The sequence below is a fragment of the Chelativorans sp. J32 genome (assembly GCF_000518985.1).
GTDB lineage: Bacteria > Pseudomonadota > Alphaproteobacteria > Rhizobiales > Rhizobiaceae > Chelativorans.
Genome location: NZ_JAEQ01000001.1, coordinates 350,119 through 375,256, shown reverse-complemented (window position 1 = coordinate 375,256; position 25,138 = coordinate 350,119). Strand labels below are relative to the sequence as shown.

Genomic DNA, 25,138 nt, shown 5'->3' with positions numbered 1-25,138 from the left:
ATTCACCATCCCACCATTTACTGAGCCTTCCGGAGCGCGGCCCAAACCCGTTGCGGGGTGGCCGGCATCGTCAGATCATTGTTCCCGATGGCATCCGTAATCGCGTTGATGACCGCCGGCGGGGAGCCGATCGCTCCCGCCTCTCCACAGCCCTTGATGCCGAGCGGGTTGCTTGGGCTCGGCGTCGAGGTGGTGGATACCTTGAAGGAAGGCACGTCGGCCGCGCGCGGCATGGTGTAATCCATATAGGAAGCGGTGACGAGCTGGCCGGAGGTCGGATCATATACGCATCCCTCGAGGAGAGCCTGGCCCACGCCTTGAGTAATGCCGCCGTGAACCTGCCCCTCCACGATCAACGGATTGATGATCGTGCCGAAATCGTCGGCCGCGACGAACTGCACGATCTCGGTCACGCCCGTTTCCGGATCGATCTCCACCTCACAGATGTAGCAGCCCGCCGGGAAGGTGAAGTTGGTCGGATCATAGAAGGCGGTTTCCTTGAGGCCGGGCTCCATGCCGGCCGGCAGGTTGTGGGCCGTATAGGCCGCTAGCGCCACCTGGAACCAGGGCAGGCTGCGGTCCGTGCCTGCGACCTTTACCTCGCCGTTCTCGATGACGATGTCGCCTTCGTCGGCTTCCAGCAGGTGAGCGGCGATCTTCTTCGCCTTTGTTTCCACCTTGTCCAACGCCTTCACGATGGCTGAGATCCCGACCGCGCCTGAGCGCGAACCATAGGTGCCCATGCCCATCTGCACCTTGTCCGTGTCGCCATGGACGATGGAGACCTGATCGAGAGGAAGTCCCAGCCTGTCGGCCACCACCTGCGCGAAGGTGGTTTCGTGCCCCTGCCCATGGCTGTGGGATCCGGTGAGCACCTCGATCGTGCCCGCGGCATTCACGCGGACCTCGGCCGATTCCCAAAGGCCAACCCCTGCACCGAGGCTGCCAACGGCTTGAGACGGAGCGAGACCGCAAGCCTCGATGTAACAGCTCATCCCGATACCGCGCAGTTTCCCGCGGCGCTTCGCCTCCTCGCGGCGGGCTGGGAAGCCGGCATAATCGGCAGCTTGCATCGCCGCGTTGAGTGAGGCTTCGTAGTCACCTCCATCATAGTTCATGATGACCGGCGTCTGGTGCGGGAATTCGCGAATGAAATTCCTGCGGCGCAATTCCGCCGGCGACATGCCCAGCTCGCGCGCCGCCGTCTCCATGACGCGTTCGAGCACATAGGTGGCTTCCGGCCGGCCGGCACCGCGATAGGCATCCACTGGCGCTGTGTTCGTGTAAACGGCCCGCACATTGCAGTGGATATGCGGGAACGCATATTGGCCAGATAGAAGCGTGGCGTAGAGATAGGTCGGCACGCATGAGGAAAAGAGCGACATATAAGCGCCGAAATTGGCAATCGTGTCCACCTTCAGGCCCACGACACGATTGTCCGTATCGAACGCCATCGCCACCTCGGTGACGTGGTCGCGCCCATGCGCATCGCAGAGGAAGCTCTCGGTACGGTCTGCAACCCACTTCACGGGCACACCCGTGCGCTTGGACGCCCAGAGGCAGACGACTTCCTCGGGATAGATATAAATCTTGGAACCAAAGCCGCCGCCGACATCCGGCGCGATGACGCGCAGCTTGTTCTCGGGCGCGACATTGTAGAACGCGCTCATGACGAGACGTGCCACATGCGGGTTCTGGCTCGTCGTCCAGAGGGTGAAATGGTCTTCCGCTGGATTATAGTGGCCGAGAGCGGCGCGCGGCTCAATGGCGTTGGGAATCAGCCGGTTGTTGACGATCCGCATCCGGGTGACATGCGCCGCGCCCGCGATCGCCTGATCCGTGGCCGCGGCATCGCCGAGTTCCCAATCATAGATCAGGTTGTTCGCGGCTTCCGGGTGAATTTGCGGCGCGCCGGCCTCCAATGCCTTCACGGCATCCGTCACGGCGGGAAGTTCATCATATTCGACCGCCACGGCCTCGGCTGCGTCTCGCGCCAGGCTGCGGCTTTCGGCCACGACGATGGCGACTGCATCGCCCACATAGCGCACCTTGTCCGTGGCAAGCGGCGACCATGCGCCCATCTTCATGGGACTGCCGTCCTTGGAATGGATCATCCAGCCGCAGATCAGGTTGCCGATCCCGTCGCTCTTCAGCTCCGGCCCCGTGAGCACGCCGATTACGCCCGGCATGGTCTTCGCCGCTGAGGTGTCGATGCTCCTAATCGCCGCATGGGCGTGCGGGCTACGAACGAATACCGCGTATTTCATGCCGGGGACGACCATATCGTCCACATAACGGCCGAGACCGGTGACGAAGCGCTTGTCTTCCTTACGCGCAACCCGCGCGCCGATACCTTCGATTCCCATATGTTCCTCCCGAGATCAGGGCAGTAGTGGAATAGGAGCGCAAGCCGGAGGGTAAGACCGAAACCGTTTCATTGCCCGCCCGCACCCTATAGTCTCGTATACTGCCCAAGTGCCCCACCGCCTTAGGCAGCAACCGCTGGCTTGCTCATCGCTTCAGAGGCGGCCAAAACCGCCTTCACGATATTGTGATAGCCAGTGCAGCGGCAGATATTGCCCTCCAGCTCGGCACGCACCGTCTTCTCGTCCAGTCCTCCCGGATAACGACGAATCATATCGACCGCCGCCATGATCATGCCAGGCGTGCAGAACCCGCACTGTAGACCATGATGCTCCTTGAAGGCCGCCTGGACCGGGTGCAAATGGCCGTCCTTCGCCAAGCCCTCGATCGTCGTGACTTCGCTGCCCGAGGCCTGCGCGGCGAGCATGGTGCAGGACTTCACGGCCTTGCCATCCACATGCACGACGCAGGCACCGCATTGGGACGTGTCGCATCCCACATGGGTACCGGTCAGACCCTGGTGTTCGCGAAGGAAATGGACGAGCAGCGTGCGGTCCTCGACGCTGCCGCGCACCTCGCGGCCATTGATAACCATTGAAATATCCGCCATGCGTCTCCTCCTGAGTTCCGCCTCGCGCCGGCTGCATATGTGCCGGCTTCCTTTGAGCTTACCTCAGGAACGTCAGGAGTCCATAACCTCTAATAGAGGGGACCAAGGATGTCCGGCAGAGGTGCCACGCAAGGCGGAGGTTGCCTTAGAACCGGAACTTCAAGCCAATCCCTACATTGATCGTTTGCAGCGAGGCTCCCGCGCCGTCCCTCCCCGACGAGCTAGTACCATCGCTGAAATCTGTTATGTGGAGATCGCCTCTCATACGGAAATGCTTCTCGTAGCGGGCCGACAGGACCGCTTCTCCCCTGTCCGTTACGGGCACGCTCGCGCGCATCTGCAGGGCCAGATAGGGTCTCGAGTCGAAATCTGCCTTGTAGACGGCTGCTCTATTCCAGTGATTGTCCTTATCCCGAGCCCAGACGGTCAAGCCGCCAAGGACACTCGCGTCGAGATGGAGGCTGCCGAACTGCCGCGCTGCACCCAGCCCTCCATAGATGACCGGGAGCCTCTGGCGGTAGGTGATGCCGCGTTCGCCATCGGGAAAGTTGCCGACTTCGCTACGAAAATCGCCGCCCTCGGGTGTGTAGATATATTCACCGCCATAAGTGCTCATCTTGATGTCGGTATACCGTAAGCCGCCGATGGCCTTCATCGTCGTGTTATAGGTTTTCCAGAAAGCGTAGCTTGCCCCGGCGTCGACCGCGACATAATGATCGAGCCGCGTGTCCCATGAAAGCGACCGGTCGGACCAGTCTGGCGAGTCCGTCAGCCAATCGTACTCGACCATGAAGTTGTCGTAGTTGATTCCAATCGTGGCCGAGCCGGAGAGCTGCCACCGCGGGCTCATGCTCATTTCGGCGCGACCGGTGATGCTTGCAGCTGAATTGACGTCCCAGATGAGCTCGCTTACCGTTCGGCCATTGTCGTAGAGATACTCTTTCGCCCTGGCGCTCAGATAGCCCACCTCCAGGGCTACACGCACCCTGTCGTCCTCCCCGAACGCGCCGAACAGAACCGGATCTGCGGCATGGGCCGTTGCAGTGGGCTGATAGAGATAGAGAACCAGAACGCCTGCGTAATACAAATTACGTCTGTCCATGAGATCCCTCGCTGTGATCCGAGTTGTGTTCGGCCTGAAATGAAGTCAGGATGTCGCTCAACGAACCGCATCGAGGCTACGAAACGGCCAGATATATCAGCAAATACTCGAGCCGTTATGCGAAAACCCAAGCTGTGGAAGCTTTCGACCCCTCTTGAAGCGAAGTTGTGCACGCTCGCCAGCAGCCGTTGATTGCGCCGGAATGGCGGCGCCTGGTGTTATGAACAACACCAGAAAAACGAGGGGCCGAGCGCGACTCTTTCTCTTGATATTCCGACACAATGTCTGTATCAGCCGGGCACCGATGGCCTTTGGCCTTTGCCGCATTAGCTCAGTTGGTAGAGCACGTCATTCGTAATGATGGGGTCGCTGGTTCGAGTCCGGCATGCGGCACCACTCCCCATGGTTCCTTCAGCTTTGGCTATCCCGCAAGGTGGGCTAGTTTGCCGTTTGCAACATATCTGTGCAGAGACACCGGGTGGGCCGAAAGTTTATTGCGAGCGAACCGCCTCTTCCCGGCACGTTCTTGCCACCTTTGGACGAGTCCTAATTCCATTTGACGTACGCGTCATTTCCATGCCTAATCATGCCTTCACTGGCTCATTGACGCGCGGCCTTGACCCGCGCGAACCAAGAACCAAGAGCGGAGGGGGAACAGAAGGAAATGCAATCCGCGTTTTCGACCGACGAGATTGGCGAAAGCGGCAGCTCCTTCCGGCAACTTCCCTGCCGCCGCGCCCGATGGCGATCTCTTCCTGAAAAACAACACCACTCGGTCGCCTGTGAGCGGCCAGACGCATGCTAGACGGAGGGGATGGCAGCAGCAGCTGACGGCGCGTTCCAAGCAAGCAACAAGAACATGAACGCGAAAAGTGATGGGAGTTCAATCATGTTGAGAATGGCAGGAATCCGGCCGCTGGTGGCCGGCGCCCTCTTGGTGGCCGGGGTGTTTGCAGGCGCCAGCACAGCGCTCGCCCAGGTGACCTATGTGCGCGGCAACGATGCCAATCCCGAAACGCTGGATCAGCACAAGACCTCGACGATCGCCGAGGCGAACATCCTACGCGACCTCTACGAGGGACTGGTGATCTATAGCGCCAAGGCGGAGGTGATCCCAGGCGTTGCCGAAAGCTGGGAAACGTCCGATGACGGGCTCACCTGGACGTTCAAGCTGCGGGACGCAAAGTGGTCGAACGGCGATCCGGTGACGGCGGAAGACTTCGTCTTCTCCTACCAGCGCATCCTCAATCCGGAGACCGGCGCGAAATACGCCAACATGCTCTACGTCATCAAGAACGGGGAGAAGGTGAACAAGGGCGAGCTCCAGCCAAGCGAACTTGGCGTCAAGGCCGTTGACGACAAGACACTGGAGATCACGCTGGAGAACCCGACGCCCTATTTCCTCCAGCTTCTCACGCACCAGACGAGCTATCCGGTGCACAAGGCGAGCGTGGAGAAATTCGGCTCGGACTTCGTAAAGCCGGAGAATATGGTCACCAATGGACCATACAAGCTCGTCTCCTTCGTGCCGAACGACAAGGTGGTGCTGGAGAAGAACCCCGAATTCCGCGAGGCCGACAAGGTGGCGATCGACCGGGTCGAGTTCGTGCCATTCGAGGAGCGCGCGACCTGCGTGCGCCGCTTCGAGGCGGGCGAAGTGCTGAGCTGCTCCGACCTGCCCGCAGAGCAACTCCAGTCACTAAAAGATCGCCTCGGCGAGCAGGTGCATGTGGTGCCATATCTCGGCACCTATTATTACGCGCTCAACAACAAGAGGGACGACCTGAAGGATCCCCGGGTTCGCCAAGCGCTCTCGATGATGGTCGACCGCGAGTTCATAGCCAACGAGATCTGGTCGGGCGCCATGCTGCCGGCCTACACCTTCGTGCCGCCGGGAATCGGCAATTACGAAGGCGGCGGCCCCAAGGTGGAATGGGCCGATCTCGATCCGCTCGACAAGGAAGACCAGGCGATCGCGCTCATGAAGGAGGCGGGGTTCGGCCCCGACAATCCTCTGGAGCTGGAGATTTCGTATAGCGCGGGCGAAAACCACAAGAACACGGCGACGGCCATTGCCGACATGTGGAAGCCGCTTGGCGTCAACGTCACCTTCAACGTCCGCGACGGCTCGGCGCACTACTCGCATCTTCGCGACAGCGACGACTACGAAGTGGCGCGCGCGGGCTGGATCGGCGACTTCTCGGACCCGGTCAACTTCCTTCAGCTGTGGGAAAGCGACAATACCGGCTTCAACTATTCCAAATACGAGAATCCGGAATACGACAAGCTGATGGATCAGGCGGCAGCCGAAAGCGACCTTGCCAAGCGCGAGGAAATCCTGCGTCAGGCAGAAGCCCTGCTGGTTAAAGATGCTGCCGTCATCTCGATGCTCTATTATTCCTCCATGTCGCTCGTCTCGCCCAAGCTCAAGGGCTGGGAGGACAATATTCAGAACGCTCACGCCACGCGCTGGATGAGCATTTCCGAATAGATCCCGTTCCGGAGCCGTGCAGAACGTGCGGCTCCGGAATGCAACCGAGAGTGACGGCCGATGTTTGGCTATGTTTTGCGGCGCCTCCTCGGGGCGATCCCGACGCTATTTCTTATCATCACGCTATCCTTCTTCCTGATGCGGGTAGCGCCTGGCGGTCCGTTCGACCGCGAGCGCGCGCTGGAAGCGAAGGTGTTGGAGAACCTGAACCGGGTCTTCCACCTCGATCGTCCCCTATGGGAGCAGTATCTCTATTATCTCGGCAATCTCGCACGTGGCGATCTGGGGCCGAGCTTCATTTATCGCGACTTCTCCGTACAGCAGCTTCTCGGCAGCGGATTGCCGATCTCCATCCAGCTCGGCGCGACGGCGCTGCTCCTGGCCTTGCTGATCGGCTCGGTGCTCGGCACCATCGCGGCGCTGCGCCAGAATTCCTGGGTTGATTACGGGGTGACGGCGGTCGCCACCTTTGGCATCACGGTGCCGAATTTCGTCGTCGCGCCACTCCTGTCACTCGTTTTCGGCGTATGGCTGAGCCTGTTGCCGGCCGGCGGCTGGGGCAATGGCGGCCCCGCCAACATGCTTCTGCCGGTAATAACGCTGGCGCTGCCGCAGGTGGCCGTCATCGCACGGCTTATTCGTGGGTCGATGATCGAGGCGCTAAGGTCGGACCATGTCCGCACCGCCCGCGCCTACGGACTCCCCGCGCGGATGGTGGTGATCGTTCACGCCATGCGCGCCGCCTGCCTGCCGGTGGTCTCCTATCTTGGGCCCGCCGCCGCGGCATTGCTGACGGGCTCGGTGGTTGTGGAAACCATTTTTGGGCTTCCGGGCATCGGCCGCTACTTCGTGCAGGGTGCGCTCAACCGCGACTACACGCTGGTGATGGGAACGGTGATCATCATCGCTGTCTTCGTCGTGGTCTTCAATCTGGTCGTGGACCTGATCTACGCCGCCCTGGATCCAAGAGTGCGCTATGACTGACATTGCAACAAACACGCCCGAGGTGGCCGCCGGAGCACCCGTAAAAGGCCGTTCGCTCTGGGCAACGGCCATGATGCGGCTACGCCGCAACAAGGCCGCTATGGCGAGCCTCGTCATTCTCGTCGTCTATATCCTTGCCGGTCTTTTCGGGCCGATGATTTCACCACACCATTACGCGACGGTTTATCCGGATTATGTGCGCGTGCCGGCGAGCCTGGAGGCTTATCCGCGGGAGGACGAGATCGTTCCGCAGGCCGAAAACGTGCTTGCCCGTACGCGGCTCGACATCAACTCCATTGAGGTCGACGGGAATACGCTGCGCGTGGAAGCCTCGTCCGAACGCGAGATCGATCCGCGCGTGACGCGTTATCTCGACCGCTCCGACATTTTCTCCAATGCGCGCATTACGGAAACCAGCGCGGATGGGCGCTCGGTAGTGATGGAAGCGGATGTGGAGCGGCTACGCTTCATCTTCGGCACGGATGGCAACGGGCGCGACCTGCTTGCCCGCATTCTGATTTCCATCCGTATCTCGCTGATGATCGGCGCACTCGCCACCGGCGTGGCGCTGATCATCGGCGTCGCCTGGGGAGCGACGGCGGGCTTCCTCGGCGGGCGGGTGGACAATGTCATGATGCGCGTGGTGGACATTCTCTACGCCCTCCCCTTCACCTTCTTTGCGATCCTGCTCGTCGTCTTCTTCGGGCGCAATGTCGTGCTCATGTTCATTGCGGTGGGGGCGGTGGAATGGCTCGACATGGCACGTATCGTGCGGGGTCAAACCATTTCGCTCAGGCGACGCGAATTCGTGCAAGCGGCCGAAGCGCTCGGCGTGAGTTCCGGCGGCATCCTGCGCCGGCACATCATCCCCAACACGCTGGGACCGGTGATCATCTATATGACGCTGCTCATCCCGAAGGTGATCCTGCTCGAAAGCTTCCTGTCCTTCCTCGGTCTCGGCGTGCAGGAACCACTGACGAGCCTCGGCGTGCTCATCTCCGAAGGTGCCCGCAACATGCGAAGCGCCCCTTATATGCTGCTCTACCCCTCGATCGCGCTGACACTGCTGCTCTTCGCCCTCAATTTCCTGGGCGACGGCCTGCGCGACGCTCTGGACCCGAAGGATCGCTGACATGAATTCGGGCGAACGAATCTTCGACATCCGCAATATCCGCGTGACCTTCGACACGCCGGACGGGCCGGTGAAAGCCGTGCGCGGCGTGGACATGCATGTGAATGCGGGGGAGACCGTTGCGGTCGTGGGCGAATCCGGATCGGGCAAAAGCCAGATCATGATGGCCACGATGGGGCTCCTTGCCTCCAACGGCCGCGCGGAAGGATCTGTCACCTATCGCGGGCAGGAGCTCATCGGCTTGCCGCGGGAAAGGCTCAACCGCATAAGGGGTGCGAAGATCACGATGATCTTCCAGGAACCGATGACCTCCCTCGATCCGCTGTACACGATCGAGCGGCAGATCTCGGAGCCCATCATGGTGCATGGCGGCCTGTCGGCTTCCGCTGCTCGCAAAAAGGCGCTGGAGCTTTTGAAGCTGGTCCATATCCCGGATCCCGAGCGGCGGCTCAAATCCTATCCGCACGAGCTTTCAGGCGGACAGCGCCAGCGCGTGATGATCGCCATGGCGCTCGCCAATGACCCTGACCTTTTGATCGCGGACGAACCGACGACCGCGCTCGACGTGACGATCCAGGCGGAGATCCTCCGGCTGCTGGCCGAGTTGCAGAAGAAGCTCGGTATGGCCATCCTCTTCATCACACACGATCTGAGGATCGTGGAGGCTTTCGCCAGCCGCGTTTATGTGATGCAGAAGGGCGAGGTGGTGGAGGAAGGGACGACGGACGACATCTTCCATCGCCCGACCAAGGCTTATACGAAAATGCTGCTTGCCGCCGAACCGGAGGGATCGAAGTCGCCGGTTTCTGCCGGAACGCCCATCCTGCTCGACGCGAACAAGGTGTCGGTGACCTTCAGCTCGGGCGGTGGTTTCTTCTCCCGCTCGGCTTTCGAATTGAAAGCGGTGCAGGACGTCACCCTTACGCTGCGTGCCGGGCAGACGATCGGCATCGTGGGTGAATCGGGCTCCGGCAAATCCACGCTGGGAAGGGCGATCCTCCAGCTCCTGCCTTCGGAAGGACGCGTGGTTTATCAGGGCGTGCCGATCCAGGGCCTCGACCGCGCGGGCATGCGGCCATACCGCAGGAATCTGCAGATGGTGTTCCAGGACCCCTATGGGAGCTTGAGCCCGCGCATGACCGTGGGCGAGATCATCACCGAAGGGCTTCTGGTGCACGAACCGACGCTTTCCGCACGCGAGCGCGAGGAAGCGGCGATCAAGGCGCTGGAGGAGGTCGGGCTAGACCCCATCATGCGCAACCGCTTCCCGCATGAGTTTTCGGGAGGACAGCGCCAGCGCATCGCGATCGCGCGAGCGGTGGTGCTGAAGCCCACCGTCATCGTGCTCGACGAACCCACTTCGGCGCTCGACCGCTCGGTGCAGAAGCAGATCATCAACCTGCTGCGCCGTCTTCAGGAAAGCTATGGGCTTTCCTACATCTTCATCAGCCACGATCTGGCGGTGGTAAAGGCGCTCGCCGACTACACGATCGTGATGAAAACGGGCCGGGTGGTTGAACAAGGCCCGACGGAAGAGGTGTTCCGCGATCCGAAGAGCGACTACACGCGCGCTCTCATGCGCGCTGCCTTCAATTTGAAGGAGGTGTTGAAGCGACCGACGGAGGCGCACGCCTGAGAAGCGGCTCTGAAATTGCCGAAATAGCACTGGGCGGACGGGAAGCGCCGCAGAAGCTTCGGCATGGCAATCCAATCGGCATTCCCTCATGCGCCCGCTCAATCTCCGTTGATTGAGTCCGCGCGTAAGGTTAACCATGGTTTAACGACAATATGAGGGATCCGATTTGGAAGCCGTCAAAAAGGCGATCAGAAGCGCTCTGCAAAAGGGTGACGCAAATGACCGGGCGTTTCGGGAGAAAGTTTATCGGCAAGTCTTCGCCGCGCTTGAACGCTCGCTCGAAGCGCGCCGCGATCTGACGGAAGAGGATCGGCGTAACCGCCGCGAACAGATCAAGGCGGCAATCATAGACGTCGAGCGCAGCTTCGTTTCCGTCGAGGCCGTCGAGGCGCAGCCTTCCCCTATGGCTCCTTCCCCTGCCGACCGGCTCTCCGTCGAGGCGACCGAAGCGGATTTCGTGCCTCGCATCGAACGTGAAGAACGCCTGCAGGGGCGCAGTCCTTCACGGCCCGACTATTCTCCACTCAACGAAGTGCGTACACCCGTTGCCGGCGAACGGAGGAGACGACGTCCCCTCGCCGCGGCCGTGATCATCCTCGTCCTGCTGGCCGCAATTCTTGTCGGGCTATGGTGGATCGTGGGTGGAGTTCCGCGTTCCGCACAGGCGCCGCGCGACACGGCTACACCCTCAAGCAACGAAAATGCGCCGCCGCGGCTTGCTGAAAATCCGGCAGAAGACCGTGCGTGGATCACGATCTTCTCTCCCACTGATCCCACCACCGTCGATGCACCCGCAGGCGCGAGCGCCGAAGCACTTCGGGAAGGCGAGGAGGCCTATCTTCAGATCGGGGCCGAAGGTGCGGAGACTGCCGTCTCGTTCGATGTGGGACAGGGGGTGCTTGAGCAATTGGCCGGCCGGCGCGCCGTCTTCAGCCTGACCGCCAGGGCGACGGAGGGCGAGACGCAGATATCGATTTCCTGCGATTTCGGCTCACTCGGAGATTGCGGACGCACGCGTTACGCCGTTGGCAGCGCACCTTCGGAATATCTCTTCGAGGTGCAGCTTCCGGATCAGCGGCCAAGCGCCGGCGGAAGGATCTCGATCTCGCCCGATGTCGAGGGACAAGGCAGGATGCTCGACATATTCTCCCTGCGGGTCCGCGAAGCGACGAGCCAATAGCGCACCAGTCCCTTATTTGCTGCTCGCAATCAGTGCTTCGAGCGTCTCGATCCGGTCCGCCTCGTGTGCCGGCTTGTCCCAGCGCAAGCGCGAAATGCGGGGAAAGCGCATGGCGATCCCTGATTTGTGCCGCGTCGAGCGGGCGAGGCCCTCGAACGCCACTTCGAGCACGAGCCCGTGGTTGCGATCGGCCCGGACCGCACGCACCGGGCCGAATCGCTCGACGGTGTTGTCGCGCACATATTTGTCGATCTGCTTCAATTCCTCGTCCGTGAAGCCGAAATAGGCTTTTCCGACTGGCACCAGTGCCGGCTCCTCCTCGGGTCCTGCCCACACCCCGAACGTATAATCGGAATAGAAACTGGAACGCTTGCCATGGCCGCGCTGGGCATACATGAGCACGGCATCGACCGTGAATGGATCGCGCTTCCATTTGAACCAGGGCCCCTTCGGCCGCCCCGGCAGATAGGGTGAATCCTTCCTTTTCAGCATCACCCCTTCGATGATGGGATGCGGCGGGTTGCAACGCTTCCCGTCCAGCTCCTTCCAAGTGCCGAAATCGATGGTCGGCGAAAGGTCGAAGCGATCGGGTGCAAGCGTGGAAAGGAAGTCCTTCAGAAGTTCCCGCCGCTCCGTATAAGGCAGCGGACGGGTATCCTCAGCGCCAACCGCAAGGATGTCGTAGCAGCGCATGAAAACCGGATAATCCCTCAGCATCTTCTGCGAGACCGTCTTGCGGTTCAGCCGCTGCTGCAGGTCGGAGAATGTGCCGGTACGCTCCCGGGGATCCCCCACCAGAAGCTCGCCGTCGAGCGCGGCATCGAAGTCCATCGCCTCGGCCAGATCCGGAAAGGCTCCGGAGATGTCATCCCCCGTGCGAGAATAGAGCTTGCGCACCCCACCCTCGCTTACGGCCTGCACACGAATGCCGTCCCACTTCCATTCCGCCGCGTATTCATCGGGCTTCAGGTTCGCGAAATCCGTTTCCTCGGCGGCGTGCGCCAACATCACGGGCCTGAACGGCGCCTTCGCGGCATTCTCCGGTTTTGGCCCGCGCTTTTCCAGCCACGCGAATAGTTCGGTATAGGGGGGCCAGAGCCCATGCCAGAGCTCCTCGATTTCCTGGACATCCACCTGACCGAAATCGGCCAGCGCCTGCTTCGTCAGCCGCGCCGAGACGCCGACGCGCAGGCCACCTGTCGCCAGCTTGATCGCCGCGAAACGCCCGGAAGGGGAAAGCTGGTCGAGCAGGCGCGCGACCACCGCAGGGGCATCGGAGCGGCTTGCCTGTGCCAGCCGCTCCACCACTTCCGAAAGCGCCGGTGCCTCCGCATCTTCATTTTCCCCCGCCGGCCAGATCAAGGAGACCGTTTCGGCGAGGTCGCCCACATAGTCATAGGAATAGCCGAAGAGCACCGGATCCACGCGCTCCATCACCAGCGCACGCAACATGGCTGGCTTTACAGCCGGAAAGCCGATGCCGCCGGTGAGCGCGGCCAGCCCAAAGCCGCGGTCGGGGTCGGGCACGGTGGCAAAATAGTCCGTGAGCAATCGCAGCTTGCCGTTGCGGGAGGGGGTCAGCACCAGCCGGTCGAGGAGTTCGGCGAAACGTTCCACTATTCCGTCTCGTCCTCATAGCCGGCAATGTGCAGCGGCCTTGCTGCAATGCCATTCAGCTCGCACCAGCGCACGAGCGCTTCCTCACGCCCATGTGTGACCCAAACCTCGCCGGCACCCGTTTCGCGGATCGTCTGCGTGAGTTCCTCCCAGTCGGCATGGTCCGAGATGATAAGCGGAAGTTCGACCCCGCGCTGGCGCACTCGCTGGCGGATGCGCATCCAACCCGAAGCGAAGCAGGCGAGCGGGTCGGCGAAGCGGCGCGACCAGCGGTCGTCGATGGCGGCTGGCGGCGCGACCACGATCGAGCCGACCGGAGGTGCCGCCCCTCGCTCCTCCATCGTCGCCGGCTCCAGGATGCCGAGCGGCACGCCCGCGCTCTCGTAATAATCGCAGAGCTTTGCGAGCGCGCCGTGTATGTAGATCGGCTCATTGTGGCCAGCCTCGCGCAGGAGCGCAATCACGCGCTGCGCCTTCCCGAGCGTGTAGGCGCCCACGATATGTGTCCGCTCGGGAAATTGCCTCACCGACTTCAGCAACTGTCCAATCTCGTGCGATGCCTCCGGATGCGTGAAGACCGGCAGGGCGAATGTGGCTTCAGTGATGAAAATATCGCAGGAAATAGGTTCGAAAGGCGCGCAAGTGGGGTCCCGGCTGCGCTTGTAGTCGCCCGAGGCCACGATCCGCGTGCCGCCGCCTTCCACGCAAACCTGCGCCGATCCGAGCACATGGCCAGCGGGATGAAAGGTCACCTCCACGCCGTTGATATTGATCGTCTCGCCGAAGCGCGCTTCCTGAGTCGAGCCGGTAAAGCCTGGCCCGTAGCGCAGTTCCATGATGTCGAGAGTCTCGCGCGTCGCAAGCACTGAGCCGTGACCTGCGCGTGCATGGTCGGAATGCCCGTGCGTGATCAGCGCGCGTTCCACCGGCCGCACGGGATCGATGAAAAAGCCACCTTCGGGACAGCAGAGGCCGTCCGGCCGGGAGCGTAGAAGCTGCTGGTTCATGGCCAGAAGATAGGCATTTTTCCACCGAGCGGAAGGTGCTTGCAAACGCGCGGCTTCTTCAGCATAAATTTCGCCTTCCTCCGGAACTCCTCCGAATGAACCCGCTTTTCTTCTCCTCGGGCAACCTGCTCGCCGATCGACGTGCCGAATATTCTGAAATGCTCTTTTCCGCCGGCGACCACAGTGCGGCGGCCGAGGTGATGCGCGCTGCCCTGGCGCTCGCACCCGGATGGATAGCTGGTCATTTCCGCCATGGCGAGATGCTGGTGGCAGCCGGCGAGCTTGCCGCAGCAATCGAGGCATGGCGCACCGTGCTCAGGCTCGATCCGGAAGATCGGCTGGGGGCAACGTTGAAGCTCGAACTCCATGGTGCATTGCCTGGGCTTGACGCAGCTCCCAGCGCTTTCGTGGAAACGCTTTTCGATCAGTATGCCGGCAGGTTCGACGAAGCGCTGGTGAAGAAGCTCGACTATCGCGTGCCGGAATTGCTCTGGAACGCATTGAAGAGACTGGGGCGCGAACAGTTTGCCCATGTGGTTGATCTAGGCTGTGGAACCGGCCTTATGGGCGAGCGGCTGAGGACATCGGCAAGCTTTCTCGAAGGCATGGATATTTCGGGCGAGATGCTGAAGAAGGCCGAAGCCAAACGCATCTACGACCGGCTTTCGCGCGAGGACCTCCTCAAGCTGGCCTCACTTCCAAGCGAGGCGGATCTCATCACCGCCGCGGATGTGTTCATGTATGTGGGGGCCTTGGCCCCCATCTTTGATTTGGTGGCGGCAAATCTTCGATCGGGCTCCGTATTCGCCTTCTCGGTGGAGAGCCATGACGGGACTGAAGAAATGGTGCTGCGCCCCTCGCGCCGTTATGCCCATTCACCGGCGCATGTGCGGATGCTGCTTGGTGCTACGGGCTTCGACATCGTCTCATTCGAGAAGGCCACGATCCGAATGGATCGCGGGGAGCCGGTGGAAGGCCTGATCGTGGTTGCTATCCGGAAGGGGGCCGCCGCGGTGGCAGGTGATGTCGTGGAGATCGAGGAGGCGGCCAAGCAGCCGGAGGTGCATTAGGCTCAAGACCGCTCCTCTCGCGATTCCTGTCACTCGGCTTTCGCTCCGCTCCAGCTGAGATGCTGTAATCGCTTTCTCTCCCGCCAAGGAGGAGGTAGCGCCGGCATCGATTTTCCCGCTATTCTCGTGCTGCGGGCCTATCGGCGGGGGAGCAAACGATTTCCTGCACTTGCAAGCGGACTTGTCGGGCCTGAGATCATTCCACCGAACGGGAACACCTCTTCCCACTTGGCCGCGGGTCTGTTCTGCATTAGTTCTAGCTCCTTGGAACAGACGGATCTCATCGCCGGCGATCGCGCCGCCCTTCTTCCCGCGCCCTTCCGGGAATGGTTTGCCGCGCGCGGATGGGCGCCGCGCCCGCATCAGCTGGAGCTTCTGAACCGCACGCGCGAGGGCCGCTCGGTGCTCCTAATCGCGCCTACGGGCGCGGGCAAGACGCTTGCCGGTTTCCTGCCCTCGCTCACAGATCTTGCCGTGCGGCCGATGCGGAAGCCGGGAGAAGCCCATCGCGGCATCCATACGCTCTATATCTCTCCACTCAAGGCGCTTGCAGTCGACATCCAGCGCAACCTCATGAAGCCGGTCGAGGAAATCGGGCTCGATATCCGCATCGAGACCCGGACCGGCGACACGCCGGCGCACAGGCGCCAGCGTCAGAAATACGCGCCGCCGGACATCCTGCTGACAACGCCCGAGCAGCTTGCCCTGCTCATCGCGTCATCGGATGCGGACAAGTTCTTCAGCGGGTTGAAATATATCGTGCTGGACGAACTCCACTCGCTTGTCACCTCCAAGCGTGGGCACTTGCTGGCGCTGGGTCTGGCGCGGCTCAGGCGCCTGGCGCGCGGTACCATCAGCATCGGCCTCTCTGCAACGGTTGCGGAGCCGGACGGGTTGCGCCGCTGGCTCGTGGACCAGAATCCGCCGGACATGATGGCCGACATTGTGACTGTCGCAGGCGGTGCCAAGCCGGAGATCACCATCCTTGATACCGAGGCGCATGTCCCCTGGTCGGGGCACTCGGCTCGTTATGCCATTCCATCCGTCTACGAAGCGATCAAGCGGCACAAGACGACGCTGCTTTTCGTCAATACGCGCAGCCAGGCGGAGATGCTCTTCCGCGAACTCTGGCACATCAACGAGGATAACCTGCCCATCGCCCTGCATCACGGCTCGCTCGACGTGGCGCAGCGGCGCAAGGTCGAGAAGGCGATGGAGACGAACAGCCTTCGTGCCATCGTCGCTACCTCGACGCTCGACCTCGGCATTGACTGGGGCGATGTCGACCTCGTGGTCCATGTCGGAGCGCCGAAGGGCGCAAGTCGGCTCGCACAGCGCATCGGGCGCTCCAACCACCGCATGGACGAGCCGAGCCAGGCGATCCTCGTGCCGGCCAATCGCTTCGAGGTGATGGAATGCCGCGCCGCGCTCGAAGCCAATTATCTCGGCGCGCAGGACACCCCACCCTTGGGCGAAGGATCGCTCGACGTTCTGGCGCAGCATGTGCTTGGCCGCGCCTGTGCCGGTCCCTTCGATGAGGACGAGTTCTACGAAGAAGTAAAGAGCGCCGCGCCTTATGCGGGGCTCGGCCGCGCCACCTTCGCCCGTGTGGTGGAATTCGTAGCCACGGGCGGCTATGCGCTGAAGACCTATGAGCGCTACGCCAAGATCCGAAGGATGAAGGATGGGCGCTGGCGCATCTCCCATCCCAATGTGGCGCAGCAATATCGGCTCAATGTCGGCACGATCGTTGAAGCGCCGATGCTCAATGTGCGGCTCACGCGCAAGCAGGGCGCCGGCGGGAATGTGCGCGGCGGCTTGCTGCTCGGACAGGTGGAAGAATATTTCCTCGAGACACTCGCGCCCGGCGACACGTTCATCTTCTCGGGCCGCGTCCTTCGCTTCGAGGGCATCCGCGAGAACGAAGCTTTTGTCACCAATGCCGCGGGGCAGGATGCGATGGTGCCGTCCTACGCCGGCGGAAAATTCCCGCTTTCCACCTACCTAGCAGCCGAAGTGCGGGCGATGCTGGCCGATCCGTCCCGGTGGAAGGCGCTGCCCAACCAGGTATCGGATTGGCTGAGGATCCAGCAGGACAAATCGGTTTTGCCGCGCAAGGAGGACCTCCTGGTCGAGACCTTTCCGCGCGGCAATCGCTTTTACATGGTGGCCTATCCCTTCGAAGGCCGCCTCGCGCACCAGACCCTCGGTATGCTCCTCACGCGCAGAATGGAGCGTTTCGGGGCACGGCCGCTTGGGTTCGTGGCAACCGACTATGCTCTCGCCATCTGGGCGCTGGAGGACTTGGGGCATATGATTCGCCGCCAGAAGTTCTCGCTGGGCGCTCTGTTCGACGAGGACATGCTGGGGGAAGACCTTGAAAGCTGGCTTGCCGATAGCTGGCTTTTGAAGCGCACTTTCCGTAACTGCGCGGTCATTTCCGGTCTCGTGGAGCGGAACCACCCCGGAAAGGAGAAGACAGGGCGGCAGGTCACCGTTTCCGCCGACCTCATTTACGACGTATTGCGCACCCATGAGCCCGATCACATCCTGCTTCAGGCGACCTGGCATGATGCGGCAACCGGCCTTCTGGATGTGGCCCGTCTCGGCGAGATGCTGTCGCGCATCCGCGGCCGAATCATGCATAAGGACCTGGAGAGGATTTCGCCGCTGGCGGTGCCCATAATGCTGGAGATCGGCAGGGAGCAGGTGCCCGGCAGTGCGAATGAATCATTGTTGGGCGAGGCTGCGGAAAGCCTGATCGAGGAGGCCATGGGGGCATGAATCTTGCGCAGAGGATCGCGTGGGAGGCGGTGGAAATAGCCATTGCCGGAGAGCGTGCGGTCTGCGACCCTTCCGGAGCGCTCTACCTTCCCGCCGACCGGCTTCTGGTCGTCTCGGACCTTCACCTGGAAAAAGGATCCTCCTATGCACGCCGCGGCAGCTTTCTGCCGCCTTATGACACGATCGCCACTCTCAAGCGCCTCGCTGCAGTTGTCGCGCGCTGGCAACCTTCCATTGTAGTGAGCCTCGGCGACAGCTTTCACGATGCGGGCGGCTCCGGCCGCATGCCGGAGTCCTTCCGCGAGCATCTCCTCTCCATGATGTCGGGCCGCGACTGGTATTGGGTAGCGGGAAACCATGACCCGGCGCCGCCCGAAAGCCTGCCCGGTCATTGGGTGAGCGAACTGGCCTTGGGCAGCCTCGTCTTCCGCCACGAACCGGCGCGGGGCGCCGCAGGTGAGATCGCCGGTCATCTCCACCCGGGCGCACGCATCGTGCAGCGCGGGAGATCCGTACGCCGCGCCTGCTTCGCCTCCGATGGGCTACGCATGGTGATGCCCGCCTTCGGCAGCCTCACCGGCACGCTCAATGTGCTCGACCGTGCGTTCGCGGGCCTGTTCAGCCGCGATATGCTGACTGCCTATATGCTGGGACGCGACCGCGTCTATCCGATCGCGGGTGAGCTTCTCAGAGCCTGATTACCTCTCAATCGCGCCTGAAGACCAGCCTGCCGATCCAGCCGGTCAGGATGGCGAGCAGTACGGCGAAGACGCCGTAAAGGAAGCTTTCCTGCTGCGCGAATTCAAAGATCCGCTGCTCGACGCCGGCCTTGCGGATCGTGAGCGGCGCGGATGTTTCCCGAAGGAACACGCCATTCCGGAAGAGAAAGGCGCGGGCCTTGTGGGTGCCCACCGGCACATGCGGCGCCAGGTAAAGCGTGGCGCGGAAAAGTGTGCGCGAGAGGAACTGCACGCCGCCCACATTCTCGGCATAAAGACCTGCCGCTTCCTTTTGCTCGCGCAGCGCGGCCGTAAATTCCTCGACCGTCATCGGAGCATCACCGGAATCGAGTGGCCGCAGATGGATATTGTCGACGCCGAGCGCCAAGCGGCTATAGCTGGCGGGGTCGGTGATGTCCTGGGGCGGGCGCGTCAGAGCGACGGAATAGGAGGCAGGCACATCCTTGAATTCCACCGATTCGGTGTTGATCCACATGCCGAGCACGCGCGTCTTCTTACGAACCACCGTCGTGCGGGGCGGACCCTCCAGAACCACGATCACGTCGTAGCGCCCCTGTCTGCTCACCATGGGATCCGCGTTGTCGAGCGCACCGAAGATCGTGAGATTGGTACCGGTGAAGTCCGACGTGATCGCAACGCTGTCGGTGGAGAGCCCGATCTGGATGCCCTCAGGCGGCGCCTCCTCCTGCTGGGCGGCAGCGTGGCCGGCCAGCAGAAAACCGAGCATCAGGACGACGAGGCGCGGAGCAAGCATCAGACTCCTCCGGCCAGGGAATAGAGGCTGGCCGGCCGCACGAAAAGATCGAACGCAAGCCTGAGCGCCACGGCGAGCACCAGCAGGGCGAGCAGCGCGCGAAGCTGCTCGCCGCGGAGCTTCTGCCCGACACGGGTTCCATATTGCGCTCCGGCGACCCCGCCGACCATGAGCAGGAATGCAAGAACGACATCCACCGTCTGATTGGCGGTGGAGTGCACGATGGTCGTGTATGCGGCGACGAAGATGATCTGGAACAATGAAGTGCCGACCACGACATTCGTGGGCACCTTCAGGAGATAAATCAGCGCCGGCACCATGATGAAGCCGCCGCCCACACCCATGACCGAGGCGAGAAACCCGATGGCGGCGCCGATGCCCAGCACGGGGATGATGCTCACAAAGAGCTTCGAAGCACGAAAGCGCACCTTGAGCGGCAGTTTGTGAATCCAGTTGTGCTGCCCTGAACGGCGAAGCGGTGCTTGCCCTCCCCGCGACCGCTGGATGGCGCGAACGCTTTCCACCAGCATCAGACCGCCAATCGAGCCAAGCAGGACCACATAGAGCAGCGAGACCATGAGATCGAGTTGGCCGAGGCTGCGCAGATAGGCAAAGACATAGATGCCGATACTGGATCCGACGAGGCCTCCCGCCAGGAGAACGAGGCCCAGCTTCACATCCAGGGTTCCGCGCTTGAAATGCGCAAGCGCACCGGAAAAGGAAGAGGCGATCACCTGATTGGCGCCGGTGGCAACGGCGATTGCCGGGGGCACATTGTAAAAGATCAGCAGCGGCGTGATGAGGAAGCCTCCACCGACGCCGAACATGCCGGAGAGGAATCCCACGGCGGCGCCCATGGCGAGGAGCACCACCATATTGACCGACATTTCCGCGATCGGGAGATAGATGCCCACCCGCGACACCAATAGAGCTAAATAAACAGCACGCAGCAGGACCGCCGCGCTTTGACCAATCGACTATTTCGTTCTTGCGCCGACAATAGGGCGAAGTCAAACACGCAGATCAGAAAACCTTGAAAAGTCGCGGGAATCCGGCGGACATACGAGACAAAGCCGCCGGATGGTTACCATGAGATTGACCTCAGCGACCCCTGGTTCAGGCTCCCGAATTGTTCTGGTCCAGCAGGGCCCTCACCAAAGGCTCATCTATCTCGCCCGTTTCAGCCAGACCGTTCTGCCGCTGGAAGGCGCGAATGGCCGTGCGTGTCTTTTCTCCCATCATGCCATCGGCAGGACCGGGATCGAAACCGATCTTGGTGAGGATGAGTTGGACATTCGAGATCGCCTTCTTCATGTCGACAGTCGCGGTGATCTCCTGAGCCGGTGTCCACTCCGAGGGAATGGAGACCACATTGGCCATGGGATTTCCTTCCCGACTTGTCCAGAGCTTCGCCTTGCCCTGTGCCTGCGACAGGTCCGCGTCCGACATGGTCTTGGCAATCTCGTCGCGCTTGGCAGCCGCATCCGAGTCACCCGTGCGGGCAACGATGTCGAACCACTTGTAAGCCTCGACCAGGTCCAAGGGGATGCCTACGCCCTTCGCGGCAAGGATGCCAAGGTTGAACTGGCTGTCGGTGACACCCAGGTCGGCCGCTTCCTGGAACCAGCGGGCCGCGGACGCATTGTCGGCCGTTCCATCCACGCCCATGGCAAAGAGCACGCCCAGATTATGCATGGCGTTCGCGTTTCCCTGGTCCGCAGCGAGCTGATACCACGTCTTCGCTTTGGTGAGATCGCGTTCCACCCCCATGCCCTTCTCATAGAGGTTTCCGATGCGATACTGTGCCGGCGCCAATCCCATTTCCGCAGCGTATTCGTACCACTTTGCGGCCTCGCCCATATTGACGGGCACGCCACGCCCTTCGGCATAGCGGCTGGCGATCTCATAGAATGCTTCGGGCTTGCCGCTCGCCGCCGCATCGCGCAGTGCAGCCGGCTGAATTTCTGCCGGAATATCCAGGTTCCGGGCTTGGGGCGATACGATCGGCTCGGAAACCGTCGTCGGCGTGGAGTCTTGCAGACGCTGCGAAGAGGCGAAAGGAAGCATCTGCTCTTGCGGCAATACCGGTTGCTCGGAGATCAGTCTGGCAACACCATCCGCTTCATGCGGGTTCGGTTCGGAGCTCGGTTGAGCAATCTCGTGCTGGTGCTCCATGGCCGCCTGCGGCGCAGGTGCGGGTTCCTCGGTCTGGACGGCGTCCGTTTCCGCAACCGATGACCCGGCGGGTTGCGCGGCCGGGCTTTCCGGTGCCAGGTTTGCCGCTTGAGGAGCCTCCGGTTTGGTGGCCGGTGGGGTGGTCTGAACCTTCATCGGGTCGATGTCGAGCGCGGCCGATTGGGTCTCCGGCTCGGTCTGCGACGGCGTGCTCTGCTTTGTCGGTACGCTCGCCACATCCGTGTGGATGACCGTTCCGCCGAAATAAAGGCCACCGGCGATGAGAACTGCGGCTCCCATCGTCAGCAGAAGTTCCTTCTTGTGCCGGCTAAGCACCTTGGTGGCGCTGCTTTTGCGGCCCTCTTTGCGCGGGTTTTTCCTTCCCTTACCGGTGGCCTCAGCCTCGGCGGCGGCGGCTTGCGCAGCCCTTCGCGCCGCGGCGATGAAGTCTGCCTTCGTGACCTCTTCAGCGGGCCGCTCGCGCGCTTCGTATTGCTCGCGCACCCGGCGCATGATTGCATTGATGTCGGGCTTCCCGGAACCTGGCTCGAGCGGCTCGTCCAGCTGTTCCAGGTCGAGCTCGAGCGCTTCATCGGTAAGGACGGGCTCCTCGCGGTGAGCTTCGTTCTCCTCACGCCTTGCCGAGAATGCGCGGGTAAGACCGGCGAGCAGCTTGCGGGGCTCCTGACCATCGTCATCCGACATCTCACCATTCTCAAGCGCCGCCGCGGCAGCCGAAGCGGCTTCCACGGCTGCACGCTTGGATGCAGGCGCCGCTTGTGGTGGCGGGACCCGCTCATTGAGCAGGCGTATCGCGGAATCGAGCGGAGGCAGGCCCTCGGCATCGGTTTTCTCGGTCCCGGCCTCCAGCGAGCTTAGGCGATTGACGATCTTGAGAAGCGTGTCGTGTATGGCCTCGAACGTTTTCGTGTTGCGCTCATCCGACTTCTTGGTGAGCGTTTGCAGCTTCTCGAGCTCCGCCTCGAGCCTATCGTCTTGCGACCGTGCAACCGTCAGACGCTGCGCAACCTCCTCGGCGGCAAGGCGCGCTGCTTCCATCACGGCAGCACGGTTTTCCTCAATCGACCGTTCGATCTTGTCCAGGCGCGGGCGCAGATCCTTGAGCACTGGCAGGTCACGGCCGGGCTGGTTGAGATGCGCCGCGAGGCTGGCAACCTGTTTTTCCAGGTTCCTGATCACCTCGGGATCAACCGAACCTCCGGCGGCCGAGTTCTGAAGACGCCCGGAAATATCGTCGAGGCGAGCCTCCAAAGAATGCAGCTTGTTGTCTCCCGATGCATTGTGGCGCGAATTGTCCAAATGAGCCGCAAGCTCTGCGAAACGATCATCAAGGGCTGCGATCAGTCCGTTTTCCGTGTCGATGGTGCTGGCGCCCTGCTCGAGGCGATCGGCCATCTCCTCGAGACGTCGCTCCAGATCCTGAAAAAGCACATGGCCCTGCTGAATGGCCTCATGCGCCCGGCGGGCGATCAATTCGGAAAGGTGCGAGAAACGATCTTCCAGGCCGCGAAAGAGCCGGTCCGCCTGACGCTGTGGCGGGGTAGCATCGAGCTTCTCGCTGATTTGGGCCATCAGCCCGGTCACGCGATCCATTGCCTGCTCGGGCACATTGATCCGGCGAGCAATCTCGTCCACTCGCTCTGAAAGCGCGCCGAGCCGCTCGGCGATGACGCCTTCAGAGCGGTTCTGCACGAGTTCCTCCAATTGTGACGCCAAAGCGGAGATGCGCGCCTCGATACGCTGCAACTGGCCAGCGTCGAAAGTCGGTGAATGGGCGATTGCGGCCGACGCGGTGATCGCGCGCGAAATCTCGTCCAACCGCTCTTCTATCAGCGCATAGAGATCGGGGCCGTTCTTGTCGGACTGCTCTATGAACCTGTCGAGGGCGATGGCCAGCATATGGACACCCTGCTCCAGTGAGCGAAGCGAGAGTGAGTCCGGGAGGGAATTGATTGCGGCGCTGATTTCCTCTAGGCGGGCACCAAGCCTGTCTAGCACGGGATCTGCTCCGTGCATGCGGCCCTCGAGCGAGCGGACAGTGTCCTCGCGTGCCACATTGGAAAGAGCCGATCTCACCTGCTCGAGTTCGAGACGCATGAGCTTCGCGCCCTTATCGTCGCTCCGCTCCGCCACCCGCTCCATTGCGCTCGACAGGCGCTCGAGTTCCCCGCTCAGCTCGCGCGGCAGTGAAGAACGCGGTGCAACGGCGGCAACCCGTTCCATCTCTTGCCGCAATGCGCTCAATTCGCGACGCAGATCTGAATTCAAGGTACCGTGCATTTCCTCTCTAAGCGCCTTCAATTCCGTGGCAATGCCGCCGATCGAGGCGAGTTCATCTTCCTGCCGGCGGGTCTTTTCGATCTCCCGGGCGATGCGCTCCAAATTGGCGCGTGGCGAATCGGTGTGGCCGGATGGTTGTTGCTCGTCAGCTCGGCGGAGCATGCCGAAACGGTCGGAGAGCCGCTCCAACCGTTGGGCAATATCGCTTTCGGTGTAGCCGTCACGCGTGCCCCCATCCAGCGCACGCCCCAGCCTGCCTTCCAGCTGGCTCAGGGTTCTGCTGATATTCTGGCTGGCACTTTGGGGCACGGGCCCGGGCCGGCGCTGCCGCCCGGCATTGACATTCTCCAGGTACGACCGCTTCGTTTTCATCGAGTTGTCCGCTTTTGCGCGGCTGACGGTCGCCGCAGTTGGAACGCCACGCAGGGTACTTGGACTGCACCGCGAGCGGGCAGACATCCTGGAGACAATTCCCCCGCGATCGGAACACCGTGAATCGACGCGAAGCACACTGGCAGTCCGATGCGCAGACTTTCACCAATCATGGTAAACAAGAAGTTAATTTTTGCTCCCATACACCGGAATGTGAGCGATGGGGGCCTGTCTAAAGCCTTGAATTAATGCGGCGATAAATGAAGACTGTCCCTATGGGCAGTTTCGTCGCCCGTATTTTTAGCGTCGGCCCGGGAATTATCCCCACCGCGAATCGCGGCACAAGGCCATTAACCCGAAAGGGAACAAGTCATGGAACCAGATATTGCAGGACGAGCCAATAGCGCACCCGTACACAAACCTGCCCAGAAGCAGGCTCCCCATATCCGCATCGGCGAACTGGCGCGAGAATTCGACGTGACGCTCCGCGCGCTTCGGTTCTACGAGGACAAAGGGCTTTTGCATCCTAAGAGAAAAGGCCTGACGCGACTCTATAGCGACCGTGACCGGGAAAGGCTCAAGCTTATCCTGCGCGGAAGGAAGATCGGCTTCACCTTGCGCGACATGAAACAGATCCTGGACGTCTACGGCTCCGAGCGGGCCACCGCGCAGCAGCTGCGGGTGTTCCTGGACGTAGCGAGAAAGCAAATGGAATGGCTGGAGCAGCGGCATCGCGAAACCGAAGAAGCCGCGCGCGAACTCTCGGCGATGATCCGCGACGTCCGCGACCGGATCTCCCGTGCGGCCTAAAATCGACGC

At 61.8% G+C, this 25,138-nt stretch carries 17 protein-coding genes and 1 tRNA gene; 10 read left to right on the top strand and 8 right to left on the bottom strand.

The features are described from left to right. Nucleotides 1-17: 17 nt before the first annotated feature. From CHEJ32_RS0101845 to CHEJ32_RS0101835, 3 genes are all read right to left on the bottom strand, one after another. Nucleotides 18-2,366 carry a xanthine dehydrogenase family protein molybdopterin-binding subunit gene (locus CHEJ32_RS0101845; RefSeq protein ID WP_028032315.1) on the bottom strand — a complete coding sequence of 783 codons (2,349 nt, stop codon included), beginning with the start codon at nucleotides 2,364-2,366 and terminating at the stop codon, nucleotides 18-20. 122 nt (nucleotides 2,367-2,488) lie between these two features. After that, complete coding sequence (locus CHEJ32_RS0101840) at nucleotides 2,489-2,974, bottom strand: (2Fe-2S)-binding protein (protein ID WP_028032314.1); 486 nt, start codon at nucleotides 2,972-2,974, stop codon at nucleotides 2,489-2,491. Between the two features lie 145 nt (nucleotides 2,975-3,119). Continuing rightward, nucleotides 3,120-4,076, bottom strand: coding sequence for an omptin family outer membrane protease (locus tag CHEJ32_RS0101835; protein WP_084032641.1), 957 nt, complete (start codon nucleotides 4,074-4,076; stop codon nucleotides 3,120-3,122). A 320-nt stretch (nucleotides 4,077-4,396) separates the two neighbouring features. Here CHEJ32_RS0101835 and CHEJ32_RS0101825 point away from each other — a divergent pair. From CHEJ32_RS0101825 to CHEJ32_RS0101800, 6 genes are all read left to right on the top strand, one after another. Next, nucleotides 4,397-4,472: transfer RNA gene (locus CHEJ32_RS0101825), tRNA-Thr, on the top strand. 493 nt (nucleotides 4,473-4,965) lie between these two features. After that, nucleotides 4,966-6,567 (top strand): peptide ABC transporter substrate-binding protein, encoded by a 1,602-nt coding sequence (locus CHEJ32_RS0101820; RefSeq protein WP_028032312.1) that lies wholly within the window; start codon nucleotides 4,966-4,968, stop codon nucleotides 6,565-6,567. Between the two features lie 60 nt (nucleotides 6,568-6,627). After that, nucleotides 6,628-7,551 (top strand): oligopeptide ABC transporter permease OppB, encoded by a 924-nt coding sequence (gene oppB, locus CHEJ32_RS0101815; RefSeq protein WP_028032311.1) that lies wholly within the window; start codon nucleotides 6,628-6,630, stop codon nucleotides 7,549-7,551. Continuing rightward, nucleotides 7,544-8,683, top strand: coding sequence for an ABC transporter permease (locus CHEJ32_RS0101810; protein WP_028032310.1), 1,140 nt, complete (start codon nucleotides 7,544-7,546; stop codon nucleotides 8,681-8,683). Before oppB ends, CHEJ32_RS0101810 begins: the two co-directional genes overlap by 8 nt. A gap of 1 nt (nucleotide 8,684) precedes the next feature. Then, a complete protein-coding gene (locus tag CHEJ32_RS0101805) occupies nucleotides 8,685-10,319 on the top strand; it encodes an ABC transporter ATP-binding protein (RefSeq protein WP_028032309.1) in 1,635 nt (544 codons plus the stop codon). Between the two features lie 166 nt (nucleotides 10,320-10,485). After that, the gene (locus CHEJ32_RS0101800; RefSeq protein WP_028032308.1) at nucleotides 10,486-11,499 is read left to right on the top strand and encodes a hypothetical protein; all 1,014 of its coding nucleotides are present in this window, start codon (nucleotides 10,486-10,488) and stop codon (nucleotides 11,497-11,499) included. A 12-nt stretch (nucleotides 11,500-11,511) separates the two neighbouring features. Here the strand turns inward: CHEJ32_RS0101800 and CHEJ32_RS0101795 are convergent, their stop codons facing one another. Both CHEJ32_RS0101795 and CHEJ32_RS0101790 read right to left on the bottom strand, forming a co-directional pair. Next, nucleotides 11,512-13,116, bottom strand: a complete 1,605-nt coding sequence (locus CHEJ32_RS0101795; protein WP_028032307.1) for a cisplatin damage response ATP-dependent DNA ligase — start codon at nucleotides 13,114-13,116, stop codon at nucleotides 11,512-11,514. Further along, on the bottom strand, nucleotides 13,116-14,123 hold the full coding sequence (locus CHEJ32_RS0101790; RefSeq protein WP_034657759.1) for a ligase-associated DNA damage response exonuclease: 1,008 nt from the start codon (nucleotides 14,121-14,123) through the stop codon (nucleotides 13,116-13,118). The genes CHEJ32_RS0101795 and CHEJ32_RS0101790 overlap by 1 nt, the downstream gene beginning before the upstream one ends. Nucleotides 14,124-14,218: 95 nt before the next feature. On the opposite strand from CHEJ32_RS0101790, the gene CHEJ32_RS0101785 reads away from it, so the two are divergent. The 3 genes from CHEJ32_RS0101785 to pdeM all read left to right on the top strand — a co-directional run bounded on the left by CHEJ32_RS0101785 (nucleotide 14,219) and on the right by pdeM (nucleotide 18,675). Continuing rightward, nucleotides 14,219-15,193 carry a class I SAM-dependent methyltransferase gene (locus CHEJ32_RS0101785; protein WP_028032305.1) on the top strand — a complete coding sequence of 325 codons (975 nt, stop codon included), beginning with the start codon at nucleotides 14,219-14,221 and terminating at the stop codon, nucleotides 15,191-15,193. Between the two features lie 264 nt (nucleotides 15,194-15,457). Continuing rightward, on the top strand, nucleotides 15,458-17,977 hold the full coding sequence (locus tag CHEJ32_RS0101780; RefSeq protein WP_028032304.1) for a ligase-associated DNA damage response DEXH box helicase: 2,520 nt from the start codon (nucleotides 15,458-15,460) through the stop codon (nucleotides 17,975-17,977). After that, nucleotides 17,974-18,675: a ligase-associated DNA damage response endonuclease PdeM gene (gene pdeM, locus CHEJ32_RS0101775; protein ID WP_028032303.1), complete on the top strand. Its 702-nt coding sequence runs from the start codon at nucleotides 17,974-17,976 to the stop codon at nucleotides 18,673-18,675. Before CHEJ32_RS0101780 ends, pdeM begins: the two co-directional genes overlap by 4 nt. Nucleotides 18,676-18,682: 7 nt before the next feature. Here pdeM and CHEJ32_RS0101770 read toward each other — a convergent pair whose 3' ends face one another. From CHEJ32_RS0101770 to CHEJ32_RS0101760, 3 genes are all read right to left on the bottom strand, one after another. After that, the gene (locus CHEJ32_RS0101770) at nucleotides 18,683-19,471 is read right to left on the bottom strand and encodes a TIGR02186 family protein (protein WP_028032302.1); all 789 of its coding nucleotides are present in this window, start codon (nucleotides 19,469-19,471) and stop codon (nucleotides 18,683-18,685) included. Beyond that, complete coding sequence (locus tag CHEJ32_RS0101765; protein WP_028032301.1) at nucleotides 19,471-20,385, bottom strand: sulfite exporter TauE/SafE family protein; 915 nt, start codon at nucleotides 20,383-20,385, stop codon at nucleotides 19,471-19,473. Before CHEJ32_RS0101765 ends, CHEJ32_RS0101770 begins: the two co-directional genes overlap by 1 nt. Nucleotides 20,386-20,587: 202 nt before the next feature. Then, the gene (locus CHEJ32_RS0101760) at nucleotides 20,588-24,319 is read right to left on the bottom strand and encodes a peptidoglycan-binding protein (RefSeq protein WP_028032300.1); all 3,732 of its coding nucleotides are present in this window, start codon (nucleotides 24,317-24,319) and stop codon (nucleotides 20,588-20,590) included. A 372-nt stretch (nucleotides 24,320-24,691) separates the two neighbouring features. Here CHEJ32_RS0101760 and CHEJ32_RS0101755 point away from each other — a divergent pair, with 372 nt between their 5' ends. Continuing rightward, nucleotides 24,692-25,129 carry a MerR family DNA-binding transcriptional regulator gene (locus CHEJ32_RS0101755; protein WP_028032299.1) on the top strand — a complete coding sequence of 146 codons (438 nt, stop codon included), beginning with the start codon at nucleotides 24,692-24,694 and terminating at the stop codon, nucleotides 25,127-25,129. Nucleotides 25,130-25,138: the final 9 nt, after the last annotated feature.